6 protein-coding genes and 1 pseudogene are annotated in these 5,247 nt (G+C 35.7%); 5 read left to right on the top strand and 2 right to left on the bottom strand.

The annotated features are described in order from the left end of the window. Window positions 1–511 precede the first annotated feature (511 nt). The 5 genes and pseudogenes from J7J00_RS27435 (at window position 512) to J7J00_RS28560 (ending at window position 3,722) form a co-directional block, all read left to right on the top strand. Window positions 512–1,397: pseudogene (locus tag J7J00_RS27435) on the top strand (Vgb family protein). 25 nt (window positions 1,398–1,422) lie between these two features. Continuing rightward, window positions 1,423–2,076, top strand: a complete 654-nt coding sequence (locus J7J00_RS27440; RefSeq protein WP_214796326.1) for a Vat family streptogramin A O-acetyltransferase — start codon at window positions 1,423–1,425, stop codon at window positions 2,074–2,076. 93 nt (window positions 2,077–2,169) lie between these two features. Further along, the gene (locus J7J00_RS27445) at window positions 2,170–2,715 is read left to right on the top strand and encodes a DUF1697 domain-containing protein (protein WP_214796328.1); all 546 of its coding nucleotides are present in this window, start codon (window positions 2,170–2,172) and stop codon (window positions 2,713–2,715) included. 664 nt (window positions 2,716–3,379) lie between these two features. Then, the gene (locus J7J00_RS27450; protein ID WP_157830938.1) at window positions 3,380–3,517 is read left to right on the top strand and encodes a hypothetical protein; all 138 of its coding nucleotides are present in this window, start codon (window positions 3,380–3,382) and stop codon (window positions 3,515–3,517) included. 70 nt (window positions 3,518–3,587) lie between these two features. After that, complete coding sequence (locus J7J00_RS28560; RefSeq protein ID WP_286201615.1) at window positions 3,588–3,722, top strand: hypothetical protein; 135 nt, start codon at window positions 3,588–3,590, stop codon at window positions 3,720–3,722. Window positions 3,723–3,941: 219 nt separating this feature from the next. Here J7J00_RS28560 and J7J00_RS27455 read toward each other — a convergent pair whose 3' ends face one another. Together J7J00_RS27455 and J7J00_RS28565 are read right to left on the bottom strand one after the other, a co-directional pair. After that, on the bottom strand, window positions 3,942–4,217 hold the full coding sequence (locus J7J00_RS27455; protein WP_214796330.1) for a hypothetical protein: 276 nt from the start codon (window positions 4,215–4,217) through the stop codon (window positions 3,942–3,944). A 122-nt stretch (window positions 4,218–4,339) separates the two neighbouring features. Continuing rightward, window positions 4,340–4,468, bottom strand: coding sequence for a hypothetical protein (locus J7J00_RS28565; RefSeq protein ID WP_255264169.1), 129 nt, complete (start codon window positions 4,466–4,468; stop codon window positions 4,340–4,342). Window positions 4,469–5,247 lie beyond the last annotated feature (779 nt).

A 5,247-nucleotide genomic window follows, 5' to 3' on the forward strand; every position in this document is an offset into this window, starting at 1 on the left:
ACGAAAGGGGCAGGATAGTTCAACAAGGAATACTGCATTTGAAATAGAATTTATAATGTACGTTAAATAAAGAACGAAGGTTGAATGATTTTGATTAACACAGTTTTTTATATGTTCTTCTTGGTGTGATAGTTTCATACTTCTTGGAGTGGGCAGTTGTTGGGAGGGAATTTATAATAAAGTTTGATTAAAAGTCCTGTAATGATATGAATGATTTTTTTGTTCCGCAATCGGGCCATTTTCTTGAATAAGAAGTTGCATAAAATCCCACTTTTTAAACGGCTACCAGGTGCGCGAGTGTGCACAAACGTTGATTTAACAATGATAAAACCCTGGAAAAATAATAAATTGTGACAGGTTCTTGGCGCCCAAGGGGGGGGAGGGGAAACTTCTGTTAGATTAATTATGTTAACTTAATATGAATAGAGTATGAAAGACCTTTTTCGCAGGAATTCAATCATTTTATAACGAATTACTAGAAGAACTTTATACAAGTGGAAGGAGGATTATAGTGGGGATAAAAATTGACGAATACGAACTTCTTGACATAGATCCAGGCCCTTATGGAATAACTGCTGGAAAAGATGGTGCGCTATGGTTTACACAACATAAAGCAAATCAAATTGGTCGAATGACTGTTAACGGTGAAGTCACTCATTTCGTTGTTCCTACACCCAATGCAGGAGTGCTATCTATAATCTCCACAACTCAGGGTGATGTATGGTTTACGGAAAATAGGGCGAATAAAATTGGAAAACTGAAAGTAACAGGTGAAATCATCGAATATACTCTCCCGAGTCCAAATTCCACCTTTTGGAATAACTGAAGGACACAATGGAGACATTTGGTTTACCGAAATGAATGGAAATAGAATAGGGCGGATTTTACCATCAGGTGAAATTATTCAGTATGATATACCGAATCCTGGCTCCTATCCCTCTTTTATTGTTGCTGGACCTGACGGTGCCATCTGGTTTACTGAGAATCAGAGTAATCAAATTGGTCGGATTACGATGCTCGGAGAAGTGACTAATTACATTTTGCCAACAAAACATGCTGGTCCCGTAGGTATTACAAGTGGACCGGACGATGCACTTTGGTTTGTGGAAATTAACGAAAATAAAATCGGTAGAATTACTACCTCTGGAACAATAAGTGAATATACCATCCCTACTGCAAATGCTCGTCCACACGCAATAGTAACAGGGCCTGACCGTGCTTTATGGTTCACTGAATGGGGAAGTAATCAAATTGGCCGAATTACAATGCAAGGTAAAATTACGGAGTATCTAATTCCTACACAAAATGCGGAGCCACATGGAATTGTATTAGGACCTGATGGTGCCATTTGGTTCGCTGAGGAATGTAATAAAATAGGTCGGCTAAGTTTATTATAAAAATCCTGAAAGGCAGTGGATATCCATGGAATCAAATAAGCAACATGGGCCAAATCCTAAAGATAAATATCCGATTAAAGGAAATCGCGTCGTGCAATTTATAAAAAATACAATTACTAGACCAAACATTATTGTGGGTGAATACTCATATTACGATGCAAAAAATGGTGAATCTTTTGAAGATCAAGTGTTATATCACTACGAATTTTTCGGTGACCGACTTGTCATAGGGAAATTTTGTGCCATAGCACCTGGTGTAACGTTTATTATGAATGGAGCTAATCATAGAATGGATGGTTTTTCAACCTACCCATTCAATATTTTCGGACACGGTTGGGAGAAATATACGCCAACGTTAGATCAGTTGCCGTTTAAAGGTGATACCATAATTGGAAATGATGTTTGGATTGGAATGGATACTGTCATTATGCCTGGAATAAAAATAGGGGATGGTGCAATTGTAGCAGCCAAATCGGTTATTACAAAAGATGTGGAACCTTACACTATCGTTGGAGGAAATCCTGCAAAGAAACTTTATACCCGTTTCTCAGAAGAAATCATTAACGAATTGCTGGAAATTAAATGGTGGGATTTAGATATTGATATCATTTCTGCTCATATTGATGTGATAGTGAATGGAGAAATGGAGAAACTAAGAAATTTTAAAAATAAAATATGACAAAATAAAAACTGTCTATAAGGCCCAGTGACAGAGTTTTTGCTCTAATCCGTCAAATGTTTTATATAAATGCAAACTAATAGGGGGATTATCATGGTCTATGTCGCACTGCTTAGGGGAATCAATGTTGGTGGGAAAAATAAAATTAACATGAAGTTGCTTAAACAAGCTTTTGAACGAGTGGGTATGAGCTCTGTAGTTACATATATCAATTCAGGTAATATTATTTTCACAGTAAATGGCCAATCAAAAACAACAATATCCCATATTTTAGAAGAGGCTATACATACAAACTTCGGATTACAAATCAAAGTTTTAGTCCGTAGTTTTGATGATGTTAAAAAAGTCATACACTCCCTTCCAGAGTCTTGGACGAACGACCAACAGATGAGAAGCGATGTGCTGTTTTTATGGGACGAAATTGATGATGAGTCAGTGCTTAATAAGCTGGTCATCAAACCAGAAATTGATACGGTGAAATACGTTCCTGGAGCCATTCTATGGTCGGTTGAAAAAAATAAAATTACCAAATCTGGTATGGCTAGACTCGTTGGTTCAAAGCCATATCAACAAATAACAATCAGGAATGTAAATACAACTCGCAAAATATTCGAACTTATGCAAGCTGCAGAGGTGTGAATTACATGATACTAGCAAGAACTATTTTCTAGTAATTGGAAACTATCTGACGAATTAGAGTAAGGACCCTGTCACTGGGCCTATAACACTCGTTATGGTAACAAAAAAGTGTAGGTGCTTTTTTAGATATCCAACCAACAGGTGCGTTAGCGCCATAAGAAGGCTGCCAATTGGCGGCCTTTTGAACGTGCGATTCTTACAATTATCATACATTCAAATTCAAGGAAAAAAGTATAACGGGGCAGGTTAGTTGGATTGCCTGGGAGTGGTTTGTATTTATGGCAATAACAAAGAAAAGGTTCTTCATTAGTTATATAGTGGTATTCATACTCATGTATATTGCAAGCTCTGGTCTGCAATACTTCAGGGGGCAAACGATAAATTGGTTAGGGAATTTAGCATACGCATTTTATTTCGTAGCATTTCATTCACTTTTAAGTTGGTTATTTGGAGATTTTATAAGAAAAAAGCCGATCACTAATACATAGTTTGTGCCAACTCTACAATAAGTATTATTAATACTAACGGGTACTTTACTTCAATAACGAAGGTTGCTGCGACAGCCTTTTTTAATGGCACTAACGGGGCAGGATAGTTGCACATGGTATTTATTATCGTTGAAGAATATATACTCATAAATAGTACAGGTTGAGGAGAGATATAGGTGGATAAAGGCAAATTAGAGTTAATAAAAGTTGTGAGTTTAGCTGTAATTGCAATTAGTTCAGCAATAATAGCTTGGAGAATGGGTAAAGTTGTTAATTACTTGTATGACTTAGTTATGTTATCAGGAAATGGCTAGTTGATTAAGACAAATAAAAGAGAGCTACCCGAAGGTAGCCCATAGATATTATGCTTTGTTATATACAGTAGTGAACCAACCAGTAATAGCAGATGCTGTAACACCTGCATCATCAGCATCATCAGCATCGACACGAGCTCTCCATTTACCGTCATTGATACGTTTTACGAATGTACCTTTAACACCTTGTGTGTTGGAATATTAAGGGAATAAAATTACGATTTTATTGAAAGTTTTCTTAATGTAATTGGCTGAAGAAACAAAGACACCAGGAAGAGGAACTACAAAAGTTCTTCTTCCTTTTTTTTACTTTATTTTTTTGAAATTTTACGTAATAAATATAAAGCGTATATGATAGCTGGTATAGCTCCAACCATTAAAATCATGTTTATTAAACCAAATATAAAATAAGAAGCCGATACATTCATTTTAATTCAACCCCATTAAAAATTTTAATCTCTATATGTGTATTTTTGATAAACACGAGAACTTTACTAGTTTTATTTAACGAAGTAAGTTTGATATAACTAGTAAGAACTATATAGCCATTATTAAGTTTACCATTTAATTTATAAGTTCCTACAGCATTCATATCATAACCTACTTTTTCAGCTTTTGAATCAGTAACTTCACATGAAGCATCTACAGCTGACCAAACAGTACCATTTGTTCCTGCTACATCAGCATATCTCATTTTCAACCCATAATCACCAACAGAATAACGAAAGAAAAAGCTCGTGAAATGCTTCATAGAAGCAGGGGGAAATTAAAAAAAAAGCAAAAAAAAAAGCCTAACCAAGATTTTTAGTCTCGATTAGGCTTTTATTTTTTGGCTTTTATTTGATTCATTTCTGCCAGAATTTCTTTAGCACGCTGCTCAGCACGTTCATAATTTCTTTCCTCAACTTCGATGAGTTTTCCATCAATTATAAAATTGTAATGGTATTTCATTGAACAATTCCTCCTTCTTTGTTGTTCCATAATATAACATATTTTTATATGTTTTTTCCTTTGAAAATGTAAAGATTAGATTTTTAAAGTTCACGGTCAAACCGCGTTTTGGGTCCTGTAGTGTGAACTATACTTTACACGTTATTATAGGTAAAAAAGTGATTTTTTATGAAGGTGGTAGGGCATACCTTTAAGTCTTTCCTCGAACTCATTTGGATCCCTGCGGATTTGTAACTGAATCTTCTATCAATGGAGGGTAAACATTGTTTACCTTGACCTGCTTGATATGCTTCTCTTCTTGTGCTCTCTATGTTGTACCCATCATCGATTGAACTACCTATCATCATAACGTCATGCTCCTTGCTTACTCATAGCATGATACATCAACCATCATAAGTATAACGACATAACGCATATCATTGGTAGGGATACACAACAGACTTCACCTCACAGTCACTGCTGGTTCACTCATTGAAGCATACTGATAGAACATAGATTCACCATCACTGTACCTCTGAGCACCACCCAGGATCTCTATACATATCAATAGCTTATCTGTATCAGCTGTATCAGTTAGATATAAGTAGCAACCTACCTACCTTCATTACCTTATATAGGAGTAGCGTCAGGATAAAGCGTATTTACAACGATAAGCATTCTGATACAAGTCATATGGACATTATGAACTCTATTTTGTAGGTGATTGGATTGTGTCTAAAAAGGCTCTACACTATTGAGATTGTGAAAAAATGTACTTAAACTAAAGGGGCAGCATTCCT

This window comes from Bacillus sp. ISL-4 (assembly GCF_018613275.1).
GTDB lineage: Bacteria > Bacillota > Bacilli > Bacillales > DSM-1321 > Peribacillus > Peribacillus simplex_E.

Coding starts and splice junctions, on each gene's coding strand:
- J7J00_RS27440 (WP_214796326.1), top strand. CDS start 1,423: ATGGAATCAAATAAGCAACATGGGCCAAATCCTAAAGATAAATATCCG.
- J7J00_RS27445 (WP_214796328.1), top strand. CDS start 2,170: ATGGTCTATGTCGCACTGCTTAGGGGAATCAATGTTGGTGGGAAAAAT.
- J7J00_RS28565 (WP_255264169.1), bottom strand. CDS start 4,468: ATGAAATACCATTACAATTTTATAATTGATGGAAAACTCATCGAAGTT.